Here is a 19,099-nt window from a genome sequence, read left to right as displayed (position 1 = left end):
TTAAGGAGGAAAATCTGTGTCAATTCAAAAAATTGATGGAAAACGTTTATCACAAATGATCATGCAAGGAGCGAATAATTTAACAAATAATGTTCAGCTTGTTGATGCATTAAACGTATTTCCAGTTCCAGATGGCGATACCGGTACAAACATGAACTTATCTATGACTTCAGGTGCGCGTGAAGTGAAAGCAAATCCTTCACAGCATGCTGGTAAAGTCGGCGTAAGTTTAGCCAAAGGATTATTAATGGGAGCTCGTGGTAACTCTGGAGTTATTCTATCTCAGTTGTTCCGTGGTTTCTCTAAATCCATTGAACAAAAAGAAGAATTAACAACAGTTGATTTTGCTGCAGCACTAGAAGCTGGAGTAGAGGCGGCTTATAAAGCGGTTATGAAACCGATTGAAGGAACGATTTTAACGGTTGCAAGAGAAACGGGTAAATATGCAGTAACAGTTGCGAAAAAACAGCGCGACTTTGTTTTGTTTATGGAAGACGTTGTGAAAGAAGCAAACGCATCGTTAAATCGTACGCCAGATTTATTACCTGTATTAAAACAAGTTGGCGTTGTAGATAGCGGTGGTAAAGGTCTTGTAGTGGTATACGAAGGATTTTTAGCTGACTTAAAAGGAGAAACGATTTCTTCTGATGCACCGACGCAAACATCTATGAATGAGATGGTACGCGCAGAACATCACCGTAGTGTACAAAGCCAATTGAGTACAGAAGATATTAAGTATGGATATTGTACGGAGTTCATGGTGAAATTAGAGGCTGAAAAGGTGAGAGAGCATAATTTCTCTGAACAAAAATTCCGTGAAGATATTAGTGTATATGGTGATTCTCTACTAGTTGTGTCTGATGATGAAATTGTAAAAGTTCATATCCACGCAGAACATCCTGGAGACGCTATGAACTACGGGCAAAAATACGGTAGTTTAATTAAGATTAAAGTAGAAAATATGCGTGAACAGCATACTGCTTTATTAGATGAACCTGCTATGGTTCCTGAACAACCAGCTCAATCGAAAGAAAAACAACCATATGGTATCGTAACTGTGGCAATGGGGTCTGGTATTAAAACTTTATTTGAGAGCATCGGCGCAACGAAAGTTATCGAAGGTGGTCAAACGATGAATCCAAGTACGGAGGATATCGTGAAGGCAATTGAAGAAGCAAATGCTGAAAAAATCATTATTTTACCGAATAACGGAAATATTGTAATGGCAGCAGAACAAGCGGCATCAGTTGTAGATCAAGAAGTTATTGTTGTTCGTTCGAAAACAGTTCCTCAAGGTATGGCAGCAATGTTAGCATTTAACCCAGTTGGAACGTTAGAAGAGAATGAAGAAAACATGCAAGAAGCTTTATCTCATGTGAAAACAGGTCAAATTACGTATGCTGTACGTGATACGGAAATTGATGGTGTAGCAATTCAAAAAGATGACTTCATGTGTATTGCAGATGGAAAAATTGTATCTACAAATGCTGAAAAAGTAGGAGCTGCGAAGCAATTACTAGAAGCGCTTATTGATGAAGATTCTGAAATCGTAACGATTCTACAAGGTGAAGATGCAACTGACGAAGAAGTAGCGGAGTTAGTTGAATTTGTAGAAGAGAAATTTGAAGATGCAGAAGTAGAAGTGCATGCTGGAAACCAACCAGTGTATTCTTTCATCTTCTCTGTAGAATAAGATAAGATTCGTTTTGAAAATAAATGGATTACTTACTTGCTAATGGATAAGGAGTAGTAATATGAAGTTTATTACTAGTTTTTATTCAAAAGGCTAGCATATTGAAGAGAGAAAAGAGCCTTGCTGCTAATAGTGAGGCTCTTTTTTACTTGTTTCATATAAGGGATTTGAGTAGTTTCTCTTAGAATGCCTATGATAGAATATATAAGGGGAAAGAGAGCGATTACAGATGCTAATTGGTACTCAAATAAAATGCAATAAAGAAAATAATGTGACGGGGTGTGAGAATCTTGAATGATGTTGTACAAGTTCCTGTTACGGATGTAAAGGGGATCGGAGGAGAAACATCTGAGTTACTACATGAGATGGGGATTTATACAGTTTCTCATCTATTAGAACATTTTCCGTACCGTTATGAAGATTATGCGATGAAAGATCTTGCTGAAGTAAAGCATGATGAACGTGTAACGGTTGAAGGGAAGGTTCATAGTGCTCCTTTGCTGCAATATTATGGTAAGAAGAAATCGCGTCTAACAGTTCGTGTTCTCGTCGGTCGTTATTTAATTACGGCGGTATGTTTTAATAGGCCTTACTATAAGCAAAAATTAACGTTAGATGAAACGGTAACGATTACTGGTAAATGGGATCAACATCGTCAAACAATTGCTGTATCAGAACTTCATTTTGGGCCAGTTGTACGTCAACAAGAAGTGGAGCCAGTTTACTCAGTAAAGGGGAAACTTACAGTAAAACAGATGCGTCGTTTTATTGCTCAAGCGTTAAAGGAATATGGAGATTCTATAGTCGAAGTGTTACCGGATGGTTTGTTAGGCCGGTATAAATTATTACCAAGATATGAAGCACTTAAGGCTTTGCATTTTCCGGTAGGACAGGAGGATTTAAAGCAAGCGCGTCGCCGTTTTGTATATGAGGAATTTTTCTTATTTCAGCTGAAAATGCAAACGCTGAGGAAAATGGAGAGGGAAAATTCAAAAGGGACGAAGAAAGAGATTCCGTCAGTAGAATTACAAGAATTTATCGATGCACTGCCGTTTCCGTTAACGGGTGCGCAGCGCCGAGTTGTAGATGAAATTTTAAAAGATATGACATCTCCTTATCGGATGAACCGACTATTACAAGGTGACGTTGGTTCTGGGAAAACAGTTGTTGCTGCGATTGGCCTTTATGCATCGAAATTAGCTCATTATCAAGGTGCTTTAATGGTTCCTACAGAAATTTTAGCTGAGCAACATTATCAGTCGCTTGCTGAAACGTTTTCGCATTTTGGTATGAAGGTGGAACTGCTAACAAGTTCTGTTAAAGGTGCGAGACGACGAGACATTTTAGCGAAGTTAGAACAAGGAGAAATAGATATTCTTGTTGGAACGCACGCTTTAATTCAAGATGAAGTTATATTTCATAGGTTGGGTCTCGTTATTACGGATGAACAGCATCGATTTGGTGTAGCGCAGCGCCGAGTTTTACGGGAGAAAGGTGAAAGTCCAGATGTATTATTTATGACAGCGACACCAATTCCGCGTACGCTTGCAATTACTGCATTTGGAGAGATGGATGTTTCAATAATCGATGAGATGCCAGCAGGGAGAAAGGTGATTGAAACATACTGGGCAAAACATGATATGTTAGATCGCGTCCTCGGTTTTGTTGAGAAGGAGATAAAAAAAGGAAGACAGGCATACGTTATTTGTCCTCTAATTGAAGAATCTGAGAAACTTGATGTGCAAAATGCTATCGACTTACATAGTATGCTGACGCATCATTACCAAGGGAAATGCCAAGTTGGATTGATGCATGGGAGATTATCGTCTCAGGAAAAAGAAGAGATAATGGGACAGTTTAGTGAAAATAAAGTGCAAATTCTTGTATCGACAACAGTTGTTGAGGTTGGTGTGAACGTACCGAATGCGACTGTGATGGTTATTTATGATGCAGAACGTTTCGGTTTATCGCAGCTTCATCAGCTTAGAGGGCGTGTCGGGCGTGGTAGTGAACAATCATATTGTTTATTAATAGCAGACCCTAAATCAGAAACAGGAAAAGAAAGAATGCGCATAATGACTGAAACAAATGATGGATTTGTATTGTCAGAAAAAGATTTAGAATTACGAGGTCCTGGAGATTTCTTTGGGAGTAAGCAAAGTGGCTTACCGGAATTTAAGGTTGCTGACATGGTACACGATTATCGAGCGTTAGAAACAGCAAGGCAAGATGCGGCGATACTAGTAGAGTCAGAAGCATTTTGGCACAATGATCAATACGCTGCCTTGCGTACGTATCTTGATGGGACAGGTGTGTTCCAAGGAGAGAAGCTCGATTAAAGGGAGTCAACAAAAAAATTGTTGCATTCTACTTTCAATGATTATATACTACTGTTAGTACCTAGTCATAAAAATGGATGGTGCGGTATGAAGAAAAGAAGAAGTAAAAAAGAAAGACAAGAATTATTACAACAAACAATCGAATCAAATCCTTTTATTACGGATGAAGATTTAGCGGAAAAATTTCAAGTGAGTATACAAACAGTACGACTGGATCGTATGGAATTGTCTATTCCTGAATTAAGAGAGAGAATTAAACATGTAGCTACAAAGCAACATGAAGAAGATGTGAAATCTTTACCGTTAGAAGAGGTTGTCGGAGAAATTATTGATATTGAATTAGATAGACATGCAATCTCTATCTTTGAAGTAAAGGTAGAACATGTATTTAAAAGAAATCAAATTGCCCGTGGGCATCATCTGTTTGCGCAAGCAAACTCACTAGCTGTTGCGGTTATTGATGAAGAATTAGCTTTAACTGCAAAGTCTACCATTCGATATATTCGCCCTGTAAAATTAGGAGAGCGTGTTGTTGCAAAAGCGCGTGTTGAAGACGTAGAGAATGATAAGGGACGGACGGTTGTCAAAGTGCGTAGCTTCGTTGGAGAAGAACTTGTTTTTACAGGCACTTTTGAAATGTATCGATCTAGTAATTATAGTGAGGAAGGTAACAACTTATGAAAATCGCAATAGATGCAATGGGCGGAGATCACGCTCCGAAGGCTGTAGTATTAGGGGCAATGAAAGCTATTAAGGAATATTCTGATTTACATATTACGTTAGTAGGGAAAGAAGAGGAAATTCGTCAATACTTAACGAGTGATGAACGAATTACTATTCTTCATACAGACGAAAAAATAGAATCGACGGAAGAACCAGTAAGAGCGGTTCGTCGAAAAAAACAAGCTTCAATGGTACTTGCGGCACAGCAAGTAAAGGATGGAGAAGCAGACGCTTGTATATCCGCAGGTAGCACAGGAGCTTTAATGGCAGCTGGATTATTTGTTGTCGGTCGTATGGAAGGAATTGAGCGACCAGCTTTATCGCCTACAATGCCAACTGTAGATGGAAAAGGTTTTGTTATGTTAGATGTTGGAGCAAATGTTGATGCAAAACCAATTCATTTATATCAATATGCAGTAATGGGATCTGTTTATGCTGAGAAGGTAAGAGGAATTGAAAATCCTCGTGTTGGACTATTAAACGTTGGAACAGAGGATGGAAAAGGAAACGAGCTTTCAAAGCAAGTATTTGCAATGCTTAAGGATGCGCCAATTAATTTCGTTGGGAACGTTGAATCGAGAGATTTATTGCAAGGTGTAGCAGATGTTGTTGTATGTGATGGTTTTACAGGGAATGTAGCGTTGAAATCATTAGAAGGAACAGCACTTGCGCTATTCTCTATGTTGAAAGAACAACTAATGAGTTCGTTTACGAGCAAATTAGCAGCGGCGGTATTAAAGCCAAAACTTATGGTATTAAAAGATAAAATGGATTATTCGGAGTATGGGGGAGCTGCATTATTTGGATTGAAAGCACCTGTCATTAAGGCTCACGGTTCTTCTAATGACCAGTCGATATTTAGTGCGATTCGTCAAACGAGAGAAATGGTAGCGAAAGAAGTAATTCCTACAATTTCAAGCGTAATGGAGAAAGAGTCACTCCAATAAGAGGAGGATTTGAAATGGGAAAAATAGCATTTCTTTTTCCGGGCCAAGGTTCACAGGCAGTTGGAATGGGTAAACAATTAGCAGAGAATAATAAAGAGGTTGCAAAAGTGTTTGCAAAAGCAGATGAGGTGTTACAAGATTCACTTTCAGAAGTGATTTTTGAAGGACCGCAGGAAAAGCTTACATTAACAACAAATGCTCAGCCTGCATTATTAACAACGAGTTTTGCTATTTTGACAGCTTTGAAAGAGTATGACATTACACCTAACTTTGTCGCTGGTCATAGTTTAGGTGAATATAGCGCTCTTGTAGCAGCTGGTGCATTAACTTTTGAAGATGCTGTATATGCTGTAAGGAAACGTGGCGAATATATGGAAGAAGCTGTTCCAGACGGGGAAGGTGCGATGGCAGCTATATTAGGTGCTGACCTAGATATGCTGAAACAAGTTACAGAAGAAGTAACAAGTGAAGGATATGCAGTGCAAATCGCTAATATGAATAGTACGAAGCAAATTGTGATTTCTGGAACGAAGCAAGGTGTAGAGGTTGCTTCTCAAAGAGCGAAAGAAAATGGTGCAAAGAGAGCAATTCCACTAAAAGTAAGTGGGCCTTTCCATTCTTCACTTATGAAGCCGGCAGCTGAGAAGTTCCAAAGTGTTTTAAATGAAATTACAATTCATGACACGAATATTCCTGTTATTGCAAATGTTACAGCGGATGTTATTACACGTGGTGCAGACATTCAAGAAAAGTTAATCGAACAGCTTTATTCGCCTGTATTATGGTACCCGTCTATTGAATGTATGGTGCAGCAGGGAGTAGATACATTTATTGAAATTGGACCTGGAAAAGTACTTGCTGGACTTATGAAGTCGATTGATTCATCAGTGAAAGCATATGCGATATATGATGAAGAGACATTAAAAGATACCATTTCAAATTTGAGAGGAGAAAACTGATGTTAAAAGGGAAGGTAGCATTAGTAACTGGCGCTTCACGTGGAATTGGTCGCGCGATTGCGATCGATTTAGCGAAACAAGGGGCAAATGTAGTAGTGAATTATGCAGGTAATGAACAAAAAGCAAATGAAGTAGTAGATGAAATTAAGAAATTAGGTTCTGATGCAATTGCGGTAAGAGCAGATGTTGCAAATGCTGATGATGTTACAAATATGGTGAAACAAACAGTAGATACATTTGGACAAGTTGATATTCTTGTAAATAATGCTGGTGTAACAAAAGATAATTTATTAATGCGTATGAAAGAAGAAGAATGGGATACAGTTATTAATACAAACTTAAAAGGTGTATTCTTATGTACAAAAGCAGTATCTCGCTATATGATGCGTCAACGTCACGGTAGAATTATAAATATCGCTTCGGTTGTTGGTGTTATAGGAAACCCAGGGCAAGCTAATTATGTTGCTGCTAAAGCGGGTGTTATTGGATTAACAAAAACATCTGCAAAAGAGTTAGCAAGTCGAAATATTACAGTGAATGCAATTGCGCCGGGCTTTATTGCGACTGATATGACAGATGTACTAGATGAGAATATTAAAGCAGAAATGTTAAAAGTTATTCCAGCTGCTCAATTTGGTGAAGCGCAAGATATCGCGAATGCTGTAACGTTTTTTGCTTCTGATCAAAGCAAATATGTTACAGGTCAAACGTTAAATGTTGATGGCGGTATGGTAATGTAATAAAAGAATCGATTTCACCTAGTTTTTTTGGTCAATATTTAATATAATATTTGAGGGGAGGTGAATGGAATGGCAGATGTTTTAGAGCGCGTAACAAAAATCATCGTTGATCGTTTAGGAGTAGAAGAGACTGAGGTAGTACCAGCTGCAAGCTTCAAGGAAGATTTAGGAGCAGACTCCCTAGATGTAGTAGAACTTGTAATGCAATTAGAAGATGAATTCGAAATGGAAATTTCTGATGAAGATGCTGAAAAGATTGCTACTGTTGGCGATGCTGTGACTTACATAGAGAGTCATCTATAATGCTTAAGTGAAGTCCCGTTTTTTAGCGGGGCTTTCTGGCTTATATCTGGAGGGACCTATGCCGTACCGAAAATATAGAGAAAAAAAATACGAAACAAAATATCGTGAAGCATTTAAAGTGTTTCAAGAAAAGATAGGTATTACGTTTACAGATGAAAAATTATTGATTCAAGCATTTACGCATTCATCGTATGTGAATGAGCATCGAAAAAAACCGCATGAAGATAACGAGCGTCTTGAATTTCTTGGAGATGCAGTATTGGAACTTACTGTATCGCAGTATCTGTTTCAAAAATATCCGACAATGAGCGAAGGAGAGTTAACAAAACTACGTGCAGCTATTGTATGTGAGCCATCTCTTGTTCGTTTTGCGAACGAATTGTCATTTGGTAGCCTTGTTTTATTAGGAAAAGGTGAAGAAATGACAGGTGGACGTGAACGACCAGCTTTATTAGCGGATGTCTTTGAAGCGTTTATTGGTGCCCTTTATCTTGATCAAGGGTTAGAAACAGTTTGGGAATTCTTAAAAGAAATTGTATATCCGAAAATTAATGAGGGTGCTTTTTCTCATGTGATGGATTATAAGAGTCAGTTACAAGAATTGATTCAGCGTGATGGTAGTGGCAATGTTGAGTATCAAATTTTGCAAGAAAAAGGACCAGCTCACAATCGAGAATTTGTGTCACGTGTTACGTTAAATAACGTAGCTTTAGGTCTTGGTAGTGGTAAGTCGAAAAAAGAAGCAGAGCAACAAGCTGCTGCAGAAGCATTGAAAAAATTAAAAGAACAACTATAAGGAATCCCCCTTTGAATGAGGGGGATTCCTTATGCATAGAATGAAACTTTCTTTTTGTTTGTGAATAAAAGGAAGGGAAATCCGTATGATAGCTCGTTTTTGTATAGATAACAGTTATAGCAACGGAGAATAGGAGGAAGGCCTTTCGTGTTTTTAAAAAGATTAGAAATAGCAGGATTTAAGTCTTTTGCTGAGCGTGTATCTGTTGATTTTGTCCCAGGTGTAACTTCTGTAGTAGGCCCTAATGGAAGCGGGAAAAGTAATATTACTGATGCGATTCGCTGGGTACTTGGTGAACAATCTGCAAAATCATTACGTGGTGCAAAGATGGAGGATATTATTTTTGCAGGCAGTGATACGAGGAGAGCGGTTAATGTTGCTGAAGTAACAATAACTTTAAATAATGAAGATCAACGTTTACCAATTGAATACAATGAGGTGTGTGTAACACGTCGTGTATCTCGTTCAGGTGATAGTGATTTTTATATTAATAAACAATCATGTAGATTGAAAGATATTATCGATTTATTTATGGACTCTGGTATGGGAAGAGAAGCTTTTTCAATTATTAGCCAGGGGAAAGTGGAAGAGATTTTAAGTAGTAAGTCAGAAGAGCGTCGAGGTGTATTTGAAGAAGCGGCAGGCGTACTGAAATACAAACTTCGCAAAAAGAAAGCTGAAGGGAAGTTAGCAGAAACACAAGAAAACTTAAATCGTGTACAAGATATAATTCATGAATTAAGTAGTCAAGTAGAACCTTTAGAAAGACAAGCTTCTATTGCGAAAGATTATCTTGAGAATAAAGAAGAATTAGAGAAAGTAGAAGCTGCGCTTATTGTACATGAAATTGAAGAATTGCATGAGAAATGGGAAGCGCTTCGAAATCAGTTTGGGCATAATAAAGACGAAGAAGCTAAAATGTCAACGGATTTACAAAAAAGTGAAGAAGAGCTTGAGGAATTACGAGGACAATTACAAGCGGTAGATGAGTCTGTAGATTCGTTGCAAGAAGTACTTCTTCTTTCTAGTAAAGAGCTAGAAAAACTAGAAGGACAGCGCGAGTTGTTAAAAGAGAGAAAGCAAAATGCTACGACGCATTGTGCGCAACTTGAGCAGTTAATTGTTGAATTAACAGAGAAAGCTAAAAGTTACGATGGTGAAATTGCGTCAAGTACAGAAGCTTTAATGCAATTTGTGAATGAAGTAAAAGAGTTAGAGCAAAAATTGCATGATAATGAGCAACTGCTTGCTACTTTTGCTGACAATTTAGAGGAACAGATTGAGAATTTAAAAGGTGACTATATTGAACTTTTAAATCAACAAGCTAGTCATCGCAATGAATTATCTATGATTGAAGAACAATCTAAACAGCAAACGTCTAAAAACGAGCGGCTGGATGAAGAGAATGCGAAATATGTAGAAATGCGTATGGAAATTACAGCGAAAAAGACGAAACTTGTAGAAAATTACGAACAAGTGAAAGAAAAAGTAGCTGGCATCCTCTCAAACATACAGAAGACAGAGGCGGCGCTCGGGAAATGTAAGACGCAGTATAGTGAAAATGAAACAAAACTGTATCAAGCATATCAATTTGTGCAACAGGCACGTTCTCGAAAAGAAATGCTTGAAGAGATGCAAGAAGATTATTCTGGCTTCTATCAAGGTGTACGTGAAGTATTGAAAGCTAGAGAAAATAGGTTGCAAGGTATCGAGGGTGCTGTTGCGGAACTGTTAACGGTACCTAAAGAATACGAAGTTGCAATGGAAATCGCTCTAGGTGCAGCGATGCAGCACATTGTTGTACAAACAGAGGAACATGCTCGTAATGCAATTGCATTTTTAAAGCAAAATAAACATGGGCGTGCAACGTTTTTACCGCAAGCTGTTATTAAAAGTAGGTCGTTATCATTTGAGCAATTACGCATTGTAAATCAACACCCATCGTTTGTAGGTGTGGCGGCAGAACTTGTGCAGTACAATAATAAATATGAAAATGTAGTTTCAAATTTATTAGGTACTGTTATTGTTGCGAAAGATTTACGCGGAGCAAATGAGTTGGCGAAACAACTGCAATACCGTTATCGCATTGTAACAATCGAAGGGGACGTAGTGAATCCTGGCGGTTCTATGACTGGTGGAGCGGTAAAACAAGCGAAATCTTCTTTATTAGGACGCCAACGTGAACTGGAAGAGTGGACTCGCAAGTTAACTGATATGGAAGAAAAAACAACGAAGTTAGAAAACTTTGTTAAAGCAGTAAAACAAGAGATTCAAGAAAAAGAAGTGAAAATACGCGAACTAAGGCAAACTGTAGAAGCAGAGCGTGTAGATGAGCAGAAATTAAGAGAAGAGATTAATCGTTTAGAATTAGAAGAACATCGTATTAATGACCGCTTGTCTATTTATGATTTAGAGATTGAAGGTTTTTTACAAGATCGAGTAAAAACACAAGGGCGTAAAGAGGCGTTAGAAGGGATTTTAACGAATCTTCAAGCTGATATCACAGAGTTAGATAGTAAAATTGCAGCTTTAACAAAACAAAAAAGTGAGCAACATTCTTCAAAAGAAAAAGTTCAAAAAGAAATGACTGAGTTAAAAGTGCTGGTAGCTGAAAAGCAACAACGCTTATCTAATCAAAAAGAAAAAGTTGAACGATTTACGAAGGAAAAAGAAGAAACGGATGCGACACTTGTAAAAACGAAAGAGGATTTAGCTTTCTTAAAACAAGAAATGACATCTAATTCAAGTGGTGAAGAGCAAATTACGAATATGATTGAGAAGAAAGCGTATGATCGTAATCAAACTTCAGAATTAATTCGCTCTCGTCGCGAACAACGTGTCTCGTTGCAAGAGAGAGTAGAACATTTAGAGCGTAATTTGAAAGAAACGACAGGTAAACATAAATATATTATTGAAATGTTGAAAGATCAAGAAGTGAAAATAAACCGACTTGATGTAGAGTTGGAAAATAGATTACAACATTTACGTGAAACATATACGATTTCATTTGAAGCGGCAAAACTAAAATATACAATGACAATGCCTGCAGAAGATGCGCGTAAGAAAGTAAAATTAATCAAATTATCCATAGAAGAGTTAGGTACAGTGAACCTAGGGGCAATTGATGAATATGAACGCGTAGCGGAGCGTCATACATTTTTACTAGAGCAGAGAGACGACCTAGAAGAAGCGAAAACGACATTGCACCAGCTTATTACCGAAATGGATGAAGAAATGAAAAAACGCTTTTTTACTACGTTTGAAGGCATTAGAATGGAGTTTCAATCGGTATTCTCTGAGTTATTTGGAGGCGGAAGAGCGGATTTAGTAATGACTAATCCAGAGGATTTACTAAATACGGGTATTGATATTGTAGCACAACCGCCAGGGAAGAAATTGCAGAACTTAGGTTTACTTTCAGGTGGAGAGCGTGCTTTAACGGCAATTGCGCTTTTATTTGGTATTTTAAAAGTGCGCCCAGTACCGTTCTGTGTACTAGATGAGGTAGAGGCCGCCCTTGATGAAGCGAATGTAGCTCGTTTTGCACAGTATTTAAAGAAATTTAGTGATGAGACGCAGTTTATTGTAATTACACATAGAAAAGGTACAATGGAAGAGTCTGATGTGTTGTACGGTGTAACAATGCAAGAATCAGGGGTATCTAAACTTGTTTCGGTTCGTTTAGATGCCGGAGAAGAACTTATTGCAAGTGAATAGGAAGGATGGGAAAGTATGAGTTTTTTTAAAAAACTAAAAGAAAAAATTTCAAAACAAACGGATACAGTTACAGAGAAATTTAAACACGGATTAGAAAAAACTAGAAATTCATTTGCGGATAAAGTGAATGATTTAGTGTATCGTTACCGTAAAGTGGACGAAGATTTCTTCGAAGAGTTAGAAGAAATCTTAATCGGTGCAGACGTTGGCGTCGCAACGGTAATGGAATTAATTGATCAATTGAAAGAAGAAGTACAACGTCGTAACATTCAAGATCCAAAAGAAGTACAAGCTGTTATTTCAGAAAAACTAGTAGGAATTTACAAAGGTGACAGCGATTTTAGTAACGAAATTAATATGCAAGAAGACCAATTAACGGTTGTTTTATTTGTTGGTGTTAACGGTGTAGGAAAAACGACGACAATTGGTAAACTGGCGCATAAGTTTAAATCAGAAGGTAAGTCAGTCTTATTGGCGGCAGGAGACACATTCCGTGCTGGGGCGATTGAACAATTAGAAGTATGGGGCGATCGCGTTGGTGTAGAAGTGATTAAACAAGGATCTGGATCTGATCCAGCGGCGGTTATGTATGACGCTGTACAAGCTGCAAAAGCACGTAAGGTAGATGTATTACTATGTGACACAGCAGGACGCTTGCAAAATAAAGTAAACTTAATGAAAGAGTTAGAGAAGGTGAAGCGTGTAATTGAGCGTGAAGTACCAGGTGCTCCTCATGAAGTATTGCTTGTTATTGATGCAACAACAGGACAAAACGGTTTAAGCCAAGCGAAAACATTCCGTGAAGCAACGAATGTAACAGGTATTGTTTTAACGAAGTTAGATGGAACTGCTAAAGGTGGTATTGTATTAGCGATTCGTAACGAAATTGATGTACCGGTGAAGTTTGTTGGATTAGGAGAGCAAATGGATGACTTGCAGCAGTTTGATCCAGAACAATATGTGTATGGTTTATTTGCGAACTTAGTAGAAACAGAAGAAGCGTAAGCGAAAGAAGCGGTATTTCCGCTTCTTTTTCTATAAAAATATATGATGTTAAGAAAAAAACTTGACACTCTTTTGGACTCCATGTAAACTAACTTATGTAAAGGGAAATCACTTAACAAAGGATGATCCAACATGCTCGAAAAAACAACGAGAATGAACTATTTATTTGATTTTTATCAATCGTTGTTAACGCAAAAACAAAGAAGTTATATGTCGCTTTATTATCTAGATGATTTATCTCTTGGTGAAATTGCGGAAGAATTTGATGTAAGTCGCCAAGCCGTGTATGATAACATTAAACGGACTGAAGCGATGCTTGAAGAATATGAAGAAAAATTAGTATTACTTCAAAAGTTTCAAGAGCGACAGCGACTTGTTGCAAAGCTAAAACAGCTAATCAGCGAAGAAGAGCATGTGAATGAAGAAATGAAACAAGTTGTTGAAGCTATCGAAAAATTAGATTAGGAGGGCGGCAATATGGCATTTGAAGGATTAGCCGACCGACTTCAACAGACAATGCAAAAAATCCGCGGCAAAGGAAAAGTTTCTGAAGCCGATGTGAAAGAAATGATGAGAGAAGTTCGTCTAGCTCTTTTAGAAGCAGATGTTAACTTTAAAGTAGTAAAAGATTTTGTGAAGCGTGTGTCTGAACGTGCTGTCGGACAAGATGTAATGAAAAGTTTGACACCTGGACAACAAGTAATTAAAGTTGTACAGGAAGAACTTACAGAACTTATGGGCGGAGAGCAAAGCAAAATTGCTGTTGCTAATAAGCCACCGACTGTTATTATGATGGTTGGTCTGCAAGGTGCGGGTAAAACAACGACGACAGGTAAGCTTGCGAATTTGCTTCGTAAAAAGCATAATCGTAAACCGATGCTTGTTGCAGCGGATATTTACCGTCCAGCAGCGATTAAACAGCTTGAAACATTAGGGAAGCAATTGGACATGCCTGTATTTTCTTTAGGAGATCAAGTAAGTCCTGTTGAAATTGCGAAACAAGCGATTGCAAAAGCAAAAGAAGATCATCATGATTATGTTTTAATCGATACAGCGGGTCGCCTGCATATTGATGAAGAACTAATGGATGAATTAGCGAAAGTTAAAGAAGTTGCGAAGCCGGATGAAATTTTCCTTGTTGTCGATGCGATGACGGGACAAGACGCGGTAAATGTTGCACAAAGTTTCCATGAACAGTTAGGTTTAACAGGTGTTGTATTAACGAAATTAGATGGTGATACCCGCGGTGGTGCTGCATTATCTATTAAGGCTGTAACAAACACACCGATTAAATTTGCTGGTATGGGTGAAAAACTAGATGCAATTGAAGCGTTCCATCCAGAGCGTATGGCATCCCGTATTTTAGGGATGGGCGATGTCTTAACATTGATTGAAAAAGCGCAAGCTACAGTTGATGAAGAGAAAGCAAAAGAACTTGAGCAAAAAATGCGTACGCTTTCGTTTACGCTTGACGATTTCCTAGAACAACTTGGACAAGTGCGTCAACTTGGACCGCTTGATGAATTGTTAGGAATGCTTCCTGGTGCAAATAAAATTAAAGGGCTGAAAAATGCGCAAGTTGATGAAAAACAAATTGGGCATATTGAGGCAATTATTCGTTCTATGACTAAATTAGAACGAGAACAACCGGAAATAATCAATGCTAGTCGCAAAAAGCGCATTGCCAAAGGTAGCGGTACAACTGTACAAGAAATCAATCGTCTAATTAAGCAATTCGATGACATGAAAAAAATGATGAAGACGATGACGGGAATGCAAAAAGGCAAGAAAAAAGGACTAGGTGGATTGAAGTTTCCATTCATGTAAGGAAAAAAAGATGGCTCTGTTAAGAAAAAATACTTTACAAAGCAATAGTCTTTTTGCTAATATAATTATCTGTGTGAAATAAATTCGGAGGTGCTTTATAAATGGCAGTTAAAATTCGTTTAAAACGTATGGGAGCTAAAAAAACTCCTTTCTATCGTGTAGTTGTTGCAGATTCTCGTTCTCCTCGTGACGGACGTTTCATTGAGGAAATCGGAACTTACAATCCAGTTGCTCAACCAGCTGAAGTTAAGATCGACGAAGAAGCAGCATTAAAATGGTTAGGAAATGGTGCTAAACCATCTGATACAGTTCGTAACTTATTCTCTAACCAAGGTATCATGGAGAAATTCCACTTATCTAAACAAGGTAAGTAATTGAGGCAATGACTATGAAGAAGTTAGTCGAGACGATTGTCAAGCCTCTTGTCGATCATCCTGAAGATGTAAAAGTTACACAGGAACTTTGCAACGGAGAGATAAAGTATCGATTAACTGTACATCCTGAGGATGTTGGAAAAGTCATTGGAAAGCAAGGGAGAGTTGCGAAAGCGATTCGAATGCTCTTGTATTCAGTGGGACATCATAATGATGAAAAAGTAACACTGGAAATTCAATAAACGTAAAAAGGGCGAGGAGTTATTCCTCTCCCTTTTTTAACATTTAAATAGAGATTGCATGTTCCATCTATGAAATGGAGATGCTTAATTTATATAGAAACCAGGGGTGACATACTATTTATGACAAAGTGGTTTAACGTAGGGAAAATTGTAAATACTCATGGAGTAAGAGGAGAAATCCGTGTGATTTCTCGTACTGATTTTCCAGAAGAGCGATATAAAGTAGGAAACACGCTATACATATCGAATGAGAAAGACACAGACTATCTTCCAGTGAAGGTAACTTCTCATCGCCAACATAAGACATTCGATTTATTAACATTTGAAGGATATAACAATGTAGATGAAGTAGAGAAGTTTAAAGGTTCTTTAATAAAAGTACCGGAAGAGCAGTTAGGTGAACTTGCTGAAGGTGAATACTACTATCACGAAATTATTGGTTGCAGCGTTGTAACGGAAGAAGGAGAAGCGCTAGGGACAATCAAAGAGATTCTCTCTCCTGGTGCAAATGATGTTTGGGTGATTAAACGTCCGAAGGGTCAAGATCTCTTAATTCCTTATATTGATGACGTTGTACTTCAAGTTAATATTGAAAATAAATTAGTAACCATTCATGTAATGGAAGGATTGCTATAATGAAAATTGATATTTTAACGTTGTTCCCAGACATGTTTACCGGTGTATTTGGATCTTCTATATTAAAGAAGGCACAAGAAAAGGAAGCGGTAAACCTTCGTGTTGTTAACTTTCGTGATTATACAACAAGTAAGCATAATAGCGTAGACGATTATCCTTACGGCGGAGGAGCTGGTATGGTGCTTACTCCTCAGCCTATTTTTGACGCTGTAGAAGATTTGACGAAAGAGACAGAGCGTAAGCCGAGAGTTGTCTTAATGTGTCCGCAGGGCGAAAGATTTACGCAGAAGAAAGCGGAAGAGCTTGCAGGGGAAGAACATTTGATCTTTGTATGTGGGCATTATGAAGGGTATGACGAACGAATTCGTGAGCATCTCGTAACGGATGAGATTTCTATTGGTGACTATGTATTAACGGGCGGAGAATTAGCTTCTATGGTTATTACTGATAGTGTTGTACGTCTCTTGCCAGGCGTGCTAGGAAATCATGCTTCACAAGTAGAGGATTCGTTTAGTACAGGTTTATTAGAGCATCCTCATTATACACGTCCGGCTGATTTTCGTGGTATGAAGGTACCGGATGTATTAATGTCAGGGAATCATAAAAATATTGACGAATGGCGACATAAGGAATCTTTGCGCCGTACGTATACGCGTAGACCTGATTTGTTAGATGATAGAGATCTATCTAAACAAGAGAAGAAATGGCTTGAGGAAATAAAGCGAGAGCAGTAATAACTTCATATATTTGCTATTGCAACAGGCCTAGTAATATGCTATTATAACATTTGTGCTACTGAAATCAGTAGCCGTATTAACGATGTTCCGCTGTAATTTATTAAGACTTTATAAGAGCATCTGTTTAAAGGAGAGAATTTAATATGCAACAATTAATCGCAGAAATTACAAAAGGCCAATTAAAAACTGACCTTCCTTCATTCCGTCCTGGTGACACTTTACGTGTACACGTAAAAGTTGTTGAGGGAACTCGTGAAAGAATTCAGCTTTTCGAAGGTGTTGTAATTAAACGTCGTGGTGGCGGAATTAGTGAAACATTCACAGTTCGTAAGATTTCTTACGGTGTAGGTGTTGAGCGTACATTCCCAGTTCACACGCCAAGAATCGCGAAAATCGAAGTACTTCGCCGTGGTAAAGTACGTCGTGCTAAGTTATACTACTTACGTAACCTTCGCGGTAAAAAAGCACGTATTAAAGAAATTCGATAAGACATGTATGGGAGCTTGTAAATGCACAAGCTCCCTTTTTCCAATCTATATGAAATTTTGGTATAATACGAACAGCTTACATAACCGTGGAGGGGAAATGCATGAAAAAAGAGAAGAGTTCACTTTGGGAATGGATTAAAGCAATTTTGATTGCTGTTGTATTAGCTGGTGTTATTAGACAGTTTTTCTTTGCGCCAATTCTCGTAGACGGGGTATCGATGGCACCTACTTTACATGATCGTGATCGAATGATTGTAAATAAAATTGGTTATCACATTGGAGATCCGAAACGATTTGATATTATCGTATTTCGAGCAACAGAAGATAAAGATTACATTAAGCGCATTATAGGCCTACCGGGCGATGAAATAGAGTATCGTAATGATAAGCTGTATGTTAACGGAAAGGCTTATGAGGAGCCGTATTTAGACAAGCAGAAAAAGCAAATTGCTGACGGACCGCTTACATATGATTTTAATCTTGAAGAAATGACAGGCAAGAAAACCGTTCCAAAAGATCAATTATTTGTTTTAGGTGATAATCGTCGTTTTAGTAAAGATAGCCGTTCAATCGGTACGATTTCAATGGATCAAGTAATTGGTAAAGCTAATATGTTATATTGGCCGTTAGAAGACGCACGTATTGTGAAATAAATGAAAAAGAAGGTGGCAACATGGTAATTCAATGGTTTCCAGGGCATATGGCGAAGGCTAGACGCCAAGTAACGGAGAAATTAAAATTAATTGATGTTGTAATTGAACTTGTAGATGCTCGATTACCATTATCATCTCGAAACCCAATGATTGATGAAATCATTACACATAAGCCAAGGCTTGTTGTTTTAAATAAAGCGGATATGGCAGATGACCGTTTAACAAAACAATGGATCGCATATTTTAAAGAAAAAGGTCATATGGCAATTTCGATTAACGCGCAAGCTGGACAAGGTATGAAAGAAATTGCAGCAGCTTGTAAAGTGCTTGTTAAAGAAAAATTTGATAAAATGGTTGCAAAAGGTATTAGACCGAGAGCGATTCGTGCATTAATTGTAGGTATACCAAATGTTGGTAAATCTACATTAATTAATAAATTGGCAAAGAAAAATATTGCTAAAACAGGAGATCGTCCAGGTGTGACAACAGCTCAACAATGGATTAAAGTTGGGAAGGAAATGGAATTGTTAGATACGCCAGGTATTCTGTGGCCTAAATTTGAAGATCAATTAGTGGGTCTTCGCTTAGCGACGACGGGTGCAATTAAAGATTCAATTTTAAATTTACAAGATGTAGCTGTTTACGCATTACGTTTTATGGAGAAACATTATCCAGAACGCTTGAAAGAACGCTATAATTTAAATGAGATTCCAGAAGATATTGTGGAATTATTCGATGCAATTGGAAAAAATAGAGGCTGCTTAATGGGCGGCGGAATGATTGATTATGATAAGACATCTGAGCTTGTACTTCGTGAGCTTCGTGGTGGCAAACTTGGAAAAATGACGTTTGAAACACCGGAAGAGTTTGCAGAGCAAGTAGAAGATGTGGAAAAAATAGAAGAAGTATAAGACGTGCGT

Annotated in this window: 19 protein-coding genes; all 19 read left to right on the top strand. The window is 37.9% G+C overall.

Features of this window, described 5'->3' with window-relative positions:
* Positions 1–16 precede the first annotated feature (16 nt).
* The 19 genes from BCG9842_RS19175 (at position 17) to ylqF (ending at position 19,090) form a co-directional block, all read left to right on the top strand.
* Entirely contained in the window at positions 17–1,693 is a 1,677-nt protein-coding gene (locus BCG9842_RS19175; protein WP_000027134.1) for a DAK2 domain-containing protein, read from the top strand.
* Positions 1,694–1,983: 290 nt separating this feature from the next.
* Positions 1,984–4,032, top strand: a complete 2,049-nt coding sequence (gene recG, locus BCG9842_RS19170; RefSeq protein ID WP_001000822.1) for an ATP-dependent DNA helicase RecG — start codon at positions 1,984–1,986, stop codon at positions 4,030–4,032.
* An 87-nt stretch (positions 4,033–4,119) separates the two neighbouring features.
* Positions 4,120–4,713: a transcription factor FapR gene (gene fapR / locus BCG9842_RS19165; RefSeq protein ID WP_000747349.1), complete on the top strand. Its 594-nt coding sequence runs from the start codon at positions 4,120–4,122 to the stop codon at positions 4,711–4,713.
* Complete coding sequence (gene plsX, locus BCG9842_RS19160; RefSeq protein WP_000684100.1) at positions 4,710–5,702, top strand: phosphate acyltransferase PlsX; 993 nt, start codon at positions 4,710–4,712, stop codon at positions 5,700–5,702. Before fapR ends, plsX begins: the two co-directional genes overlap by 4 nt.
* A 14-nt stretch (positions 5,703–5,716) precedes the next feature.
* Positions 5,717–6,661 (top strand): ACP S-malonyltransferase, encoded by a 945-nt coding sequence (gene fabD, locus BCG9842_RS19155; protein ID WP_000515908.1) that lies wholly within the window; start codon positions 5,717–5,719, stop codon positions 6,659–6,661.
* Positions 6,661–7,401, top strand: coding sequence for a 3-oxoacyl-[acyl-carrier-protein] reductase (gene fabG / locus BCG9842_RS19150; RefSeq protein ID WP_000911774.1), 741 nt, complete (start codon positions 6,661–6,663; stop codon positions 7,399–7,401). Before fabD ends, fabG begins: the two co-directional genes overlap by 1 nt.
* Before the next feature lie 69 nt (positions 7,402–7,470).
* Positions 7,471–7,704, top strand: a complete 234-nt coding sequence (gene acpP, locus BCG9842_RS19145; RefSeq protein ID WP_000786062.1) for an acyl carrier protein — start codon at positions 7,471–7,473, stop codon at positions 7,702–7,704.
* A 58-nt stretch (positions 7,705–7,762) separates the two neighbouring features.
* Positions 7,763–8,500, top strand: a complete 738-nt coding sequence (gene rncS, locus BCG9842_RS19140; RefSeq protein ID WP_001146875.1) for a ribonuclease III — start codon at positions 7,763–7,765, stop codon at positions 8,498–8,500.
* Between the two features lie 147 nt (positions 8,501–8,647).
* Positions 8,648–12,217: a chromosome segregation protein SMC gene (gene smc / locus BCG9842_RS19135; RefSeq protein ID WP_000478966.1), complete on the top strand. Its 3,570-nt coding sequence runs from the start codon at positions 8,648–8,650 to the stop codon at positions 12,215–12,217.
* Positions 12,218–12,232: 15 nt separating this feature from the next.
* Positions 12,233–13,222 carry a signal recognition particle-docking protein FtsY gene (gene ftsY, locus BCG9842_RS19130; RefSeq protein WP_000007640.1) on the top strand — a complete coding sequence of 330 codons (990 nt, stop codon included), beginning with the start codon at positions 12,233–12,235 and terminating at the stop codon, positions 13,220–13,222.
* Positions 13,223–13,354: 132 nt separating this feature from the next.
* Entirely contained in the window at positions 13,355–13,687 is a 333-nt protein-coding gene (locus tag BCG9842_RS19125) for a putative DNA-binding protein (RefSeq protein ID WP_000891062.1), read from the top strand.
* Positions 13,688–13,699: 12 nt separating this feature from the next.
* A complete protein-coding gene (gene ffh / locus BCG9842_RS19120) occupies positions 13,700–15,049 on the top strand; it encodes a signal recognition particle protein (protein WP_000863460.1) in 1,350 nt (449 codons plus the stop codon).
* 101 nt (positions 15,050–15,150) lie between these two features.
* Entirely contained in the window at positions 15,151–15,423 is a 273-nt protein-coding gene (gene rpsP, locus BCG9842_RS19115; protein WP_000268748.1) for a 30S ribosomal protein S16, read from the top strand.
* Positions 15,424–15,437: 14 nt separating this feature from the next.
* Entirely contained in the window at positions 15,438–15,665 is a 228-nt protein-coding gene (locus tag BCG9842_RS19110; RefSeq protein ID WP_000737393.1) for a KH domain-containing protein, read from the top strand.
* 120 nt (positions 15,666–15,785) lie between these two features.
* Positions 15,786–16,301 carry a ribosome maturation factor RimM gene (gene rimM, locus BCG9842_RS19105; RefSeq protein WP_000170272.1) on the top strand — a complete coding sequence of 172 codons (516 nt, stop codon included), beginning with the start codon at positions 15,786–15,788 and terminating at the stop codon, positions 16,299–16,301.
* A complete protein-coding gene (gene trmD, locus BCG9842_RS19100) occupies positions 16,301–17,035 on the top strand; it encodes a tRNA (guanosine(37)-N1)-methyltransferase TrmD (protein WP_000686901.1) in 735 nt (244 codons plus the stop codon). Before rimM ends, trmD begins: the two co-directional genes overlap by 1 nt.
* Positions 17,036–17,181: 146 nt before the next feature.
* A complete protein-coding gene (gene rplS / locus BCG9842_RS19095) occupies positions 17,182–17,526 on the top strand; it encodes a 50S ribosomal protein L19 (protein ID WP_001186516.1) in 345 nt (114 codons plus the stop codon).
* Positions 17,527–17,627: 101 nt separating this feature from the next.
* Positions 17,628–18,179, top strand: coding sequence for a signal peptidase I (gene lepB, locus BCG9842_RS19090; protein WP_000711853.1), 552 nt, complete (start codon positions 17,628–17,630; stop codon positions 18,177–18,179).
* Positions 18,180–18,199: 20 nt separating this feature from the next.
* Positions 18,200–19,090, top strand: coding sequence for a ribosome biogenesis GTPase YlqF (gene ylqF / locus BCG9842_RS19085; RefSeq protein WP_000236702.1), 891 nt, complete (start codon positions 18,200–18,202; stop codon positions 19,088–19,090).
* Positions 19,091–19,099: the final 9 nt, after the last annotated feature.

It is taken from the genome of Bacillus cereus G9842, assembly GCF_000021305.1.
GTDB lineage: Bacteria > Bacillota > Bacilli > Bacillales > Bacillaceae_G > Bacillus_A > Bacillus_A thuringiensis_S.
This window is presented reverse-complemented; position numbering and strand designations above follow the sequence as displayed.

Bases quoted from the DNA above. Each gene is read 5' to 3' on its own strand.
- fapR (WP_000747349.1), top strand. From the start codon at position 4,120: ATGAAGAAAAGAAGAAGTAAAAAAGAAAGACAAGAATTATTACAACAA.
- plsX (WP_000684100.1), top strand. From the start codon at position 4,710: ATGAAAATCGCAATAGATGCAATGGGCGGAGATCACGCTCCGAAGGCT.
- fabD (WP_000515908.1), top strand. From the start codon at position 5,717: ATGGGAAAAATAGCATTTCTTTTTCCGGGCCAAGGTTCACAGGCAGTT.
- fabG (WP_000911774.1), top strand. From the start codon at position 6,661: ATGTTAAAAGGGAAGGTAGCATTAGTAACTGGCGCTTCACGTGGAATT.
- acpP (WP_000786062.1), top strand. From the start codon at position 7,471: ATGGCAGATGTTTTAGAGCGCGTAACAAAAATCATCGTTGATCGTTTA.
- rncS (WP_001146875.1), top strand. From the start codon at position 7,763: ATGCCGTACCGAAAATATAGAGAAAAAAAATACGAAACAAAATATCGT.
- ftsY (WP_000007640.1), top strand. From the start codon at position 12,233: ATGAGTTTTTTTAAAAAACTAAAAGAAAAAATTTCAAAACAAACGGAT.
- BCG9842_RS19125 (WP_000891062.1), top strand. From the start codon at position 13,355: ATGCTCGAAAAAACAACGAGAATGAACTATTTATTTGATTTTTATCAA.
- ffh (WP_000863460.1), top strand. From the start codon at position 13,700: ATGGCATTTGAAGGATTAGCCGACCGACTTCAACAGACAATGCAAAAA.
- rpsP (WP_000268748.1), top strand. From the start codon at position 15,151: ATGGCAGTTAAAATTCGTTTAAAACGTATGGGAGCTAAAAAAACTCCT.
- BCG9842_RS19110 (WP_000737393.1), top strand. From the start codon at position 15,438: ATGAAGAAGTTAGTCGAGACGATTGTCAAGCCTCTTGTCGATCATCCT.
- rimM (WP_000170272.1), top strand. From the start codon at position 15,786: ATGACAAAGTGGTTTAACGTAGGGAAAATTGTAAATACTCATGGAGTA.
- trmD (WP_000686901.1), top strand. From the start codon at position 16,301: ATGAAAATTGATATTTTAACGTTGTTCCCAGACATGTTTACCGGTGTA.
- rplS (WP_001186516.1), top strand. From the start codon at position 17,182: ATGCAACAATTAATCGCAGAAATTACAAAAGGCCAATTAAAAACTGAC.
- lepB (WP_000711853.1), top strand. From the start codon at position 17,628: ATGAAAAAAGAGAAGAGTTCACTTTGGGAATGGATTAAAGCAATTTTG.
- ylqF (WP_000236702.1), top strand. From the start codon at position 18,200: ATGGTAATTCAATGGTTTCCAGGGCATATGGCGAAGGCTAGACGCCAA.